2 protein-coding genes and 2 pseudogenes are annotated in these 3,577 nt (G+C 64.6%); 2 read left to right on the plus strand and 2 right to left on the minus strand.

Annotated elements, in window-relative coordinates:
* Window positions 1-177, minus strand: a pseudogene (locus tag Q1B08_RS21020) (IS5/IS1182 family transposase); the annotation flags it as partial.
* Window positions 178-332: 155 nt separating this feature from the next.
* On the opposite strand from Q1B08_RS21020, the pseudogene Q1B08_RS21025 reads away from it, so the two are divergent.
* Window positions 333-1,167, plus strand: a pseudogene (locus Q1B08_RS21025) (IS3 family transposase); the annotation flags it as partial.
* 515 nt (window positions 1,168-1,682) lie between these two features.
* Here Q1B08_RS21025 and Q1B08_RS21030 read toward each other — a convergent pair.
* Window positions 1,683-2,654, minus strand: a complete 972-nt coding sequence (locus tag Q1B08_RS21030; protein WP_299823217.1) for a sugar phosphate isomerase/epimerase — start codon at window positions 2,652-2,654, stop codon at window positions 1,683-1,685.
* 222 nt (window positions 2,655-2,876) lie between these two features.
* Here Q1B08_RS21030 and Q1B08_RS21035 point away from each other — a divergent pair, with 222 nt between their 5' ends.
* The gene (locus tag Q1B08_RS21035; RefSeq protein ID WP_299823220.1) at window positions 2,877-3,182 is read left to right on the plus strand and encodes a hypothetical protein; all 306 of its coding nucleotides are present in this window, start codon (window positions 2,877-2,879) and stop codon (window positions 3,180-3,182) included.
* The last annotated feature ends 395 nt before the right edge of the window (window positions 3,183-3,577 follow it).

Below are 3,577 nucleotides of genomic sequence, written 5' to 3' on the forward strand. Positions count from 1 at the left end.
CGGATCGATCCCTGGCCGACCGACACCAGACGCATAGAGATCGGCCACCTCGCCACGCAGCCAGCTGAGGTCGAGGAATTGGTCGACGCGGGCAAGGATGTGCTCGTCGGGAACAAGGTCACGCAGCGAGCCGCAGACGAAGAACTCGAGCTGATCGCGGGTCCGACTGCCGATCATGCCATCCTCCAAGCGCTACTGTCGGAAAGATGGAATCAGCAACCGGGTGGTTTTTCAACGGCCCCAGATGTGGCATCTGCCATCGCCGCTGAAGGGCGGTTCGCCCCTCTCGGGATCATGCTGCGCATGACCCTGCCGGGCTGTGGATGAGCTGCATAGCCGAGGTTCTTGAGGTGAGCCGGTCCCAGCTCCATGCGCGGGCGTCCGGAGCGTCAAAGCCCCGTGGAGCCTACCGCAAGGTAGCAGACACGGAACTCCTGCCCACGATCTGCCGTCTTGTCGACCAGCGGCCGACCTACGGTTATCGCCGTCTCACGGCGCTCCTGAACCGGGAGCGTCGCAGCCTCGGGATGGAGCCGGTCAACCGAAAGCGCGTTTTGCGCATCCTCGGTCAGCAGGGTCTTAAGCTGGAGCGATTTACCGGCCGCCGCGAGGGCCGCGCCCACGATGGCAAGATCGCCGTGATGGCCTCGAACCTGCGCTGGTGCTCCGACGCTCTGGAGATCGGCTGTTGGAACGGCGAACGTGTCCGCGTCGCCTTCATCATCGACGCCTTCGATCGAGAGATCATCGCCCACGTCGTCGTCGCAGGCGCCGGCATTTCCGGCTCGGACATCCGGGACATGATGCTCGCCGCTGTCGAGCGGCGCTTCGCGCATGGACCACGTTCCAAACGCGGTCGAGCATCTATCGGACAATGGCTCGTGCTACACCGCAAAAGAAACCCGCGACTTCGCAACCGCTCTTGGCCTCATTCCCTGTTTCACGCCGGTCCGGTCACCCGAAAGCGATGGGATGAGCGAGTCCTTCGTCAAAACCCTCAAACGCGACTACGTCCGCGTCACGCCCTTGCCAGATGCCGCTACAGTGCGCCGGCTCGTCACCGGATGGATCACCGACTACAACACGGTCCATCCTCACTCCGCGCTTCGCATGCACTCGCCCGTCGAGTTCCGAGAAACGCTCAACCCCAGCCGGACTGTCCGGTGAAATGGGGGGCACTCCACTCGGCATGCTCGGGTCGCCGCGGATGTCGCCGACGTCTTCGAGCGGACAACGGTTTTCGGTGTCGAGAATACGAGGCCGACCGTGTGTAGACGAACCGAGGGAGGGCAAGCCGTGTGGCCATCGAGAGCCGTCTCTTTTCAGGATTATGGCGCGCCCCTTGGAGGGGTTGGTCCGAAAACATTTTCTCTCTTCAAATCCCGCTCCCTATCTCCCGAAAGATAGGCCGAGAATCCGCAGGGGGTACAGGTGTGAAGCCACATCCGATTAATAGAATCGAATGGGGATTTTCCCTTCTCAAATTGCCAATGCGCGATCCAGGCAGGTCCGCCGCAATATGGGCAAGGCCGTTCCCTATCACTTTTGGTCAAAACGGCGCCTCGTCGCTTTCATCTCGGGCCGAAACAGGTTGCCAAAGCTATCATAGGAAATGTCCGTGCCGAAGGCAGGTCATGCCCGGACTGCGAACCCGCGCATGGCGCGCGGACCCGCGGTCATCCTCAGCGCGCGCGGCGGCGGAGGACGCCCAGGCCCAGAAGACCGCCGGCGAGCAGCGGCAGGCCGGCCGGCAGCGGAACCGGGGTCGGTCCGGGCAGGTTCTCCGCGAGGTAGGTCTGGCTGGTCGAGATGACCTCGAACGGGTCGGGCGGGAAATCGTGCTCGATGATGAACCATTCCGCCCCCGCATCGAGCGCGGCGGGCAAAACGGAATCCCAGTCCACGAGACCCTCACCCACGGCGGCGAAATCGAATCCAAACGCCTCGCTGCCTCCGGCGGTCGGGCCGGGATCCGCGGGATCGGCCAGATCCTTGGCATGGATCGAGATCACCTTGCCGTCGAGGCGTTGCAGCAGGGCGGTCGGATCGACCCCCGCGTGCTCCGCCCAGCCCACGTCGACCTGCGCCTTGAGATTGGGACCGCCGGCCGCGATCGCGATCTCGTAGCCGGTCGAGCCATCCACCGCAACGAGGTCGAAATCATGGTTGTGGTAACCGAAGGTCAGTCCCTCTCCGGCCAGACGGTCGGCATAGCCGCCGAGCTCGCGGCCGAGCGCCGCCCATCCCGCCGCGTCCGACGGCCGGTCGTCAGGTACCAGATACGGCATCACGACCGTGTCGTTGCCGAGCGTCCGCTGCCGCGCGATCACGTCGGCAAGGCCGTTCGACGCGTCGGCACGCAGATCCGCGAGCCCGACATGGTCCGAGATGGCCGTCAGCCCCGCCGCGTCGAGAACCGCCCTGGCATCCGATGCCGAGCCGAGGCCGCCATAGGCTTCCACGTAATCGACGCCGGCGTCCTTGATGATCCGCATCTGCTCCTCGAGGGTCCCGAAGGCCCTGAGCGAGTAGGTCTGCGCCGCGATCTGCGGGCCCATCGTCGCGGCCGCGGCGGCGTTCGCGCCTGCGACGGCGAGCATGCCGGCCGCGGCCGTCATGGTCGTCCGCCGAAGCGTCCTGAAGTGTGGCGTCATGGTGATCCTCCCTGATGGTGGCCGTATGGCCGGTTGCCTGCCTCTTTCGTGGGGCAAACCCGTCTGCGCGAGCTTGCCGGGCGACCGCCGGTATGGGCTGTTTGCGAAGACGAAATGCCGGAGCTTTCGGGATCGGACCCGGCAGGAAGCCAGATCGTATCTCCAGGTCTGGCTGTATCACCTTTCGTCACGTCGAGGCTGGTACTCCCATTGGTGCCGACAATGCGGGCGATCCGCAAGATCTTTGGCACTGTCATGGACTGGCAGCAGTCCGGCTTGGCCTGCATTTGTGGCGGGATGCTCGGCACCTACCCCTTCAAGGCGCTGCGCGAGGTCTGCCGCGCACACAAAGGAAATCCATGCGCTCTGCGGCAGGGCGACGCCGTGGCGCTGGTCGAGCTGCGGGCGATCCTCGCCAGCGACGCGGTACCGTCCCCGGCGGAGGCCGTGTCGTGGCTTTCCGCTGGACGAGCTTCGAACGAACCCTTGACCCGCACCACCTGCGCAATTTCCTCTAGGCGAGGCTGACGGGGATGTGAATCAATGCGTGGTTGGGGCCTCTCGGCCCAAACGGCCTTTCGGTAAGGTGCTTTTCTTCGCCCCAGCCGTCGGGCGGACAGTTTCCGGCTCTGGAGCCATCGCAGCCGGGTCATGTTGCAGGCGATGTTGGCCAGTGTGATCGTGGCCCTAGCGCGGGCGAGAGCGATGGTCCGGATCGTCAGGCCCATGCGCGTCTTCTGCTGGGCGAAGACGTGCTCGACCTTGGAGCGGACCGCCGACTTGCGGCCATTGGCACGTGAGGTCTGCTGCGGCATCCATTGCCCGTCAGGGTATTGCGAAGCAATCTCCCGAGTATCCGTGATGATCAAGCGGGGGTTTCGGTCCATTTCCTTCCGTCTCGGAGGAGTGCATTGGCGGTGACG

The sequence above is a fragment of the uncultured Jannaschia sp. genome (genome assembly GCF_947494025.1).
Classification (GTDB): Bacteria; Pseudomonadota; Alphaproteobacteria; order Rhodobacterales; family Rhodobacteraceae; genus Jannaschia.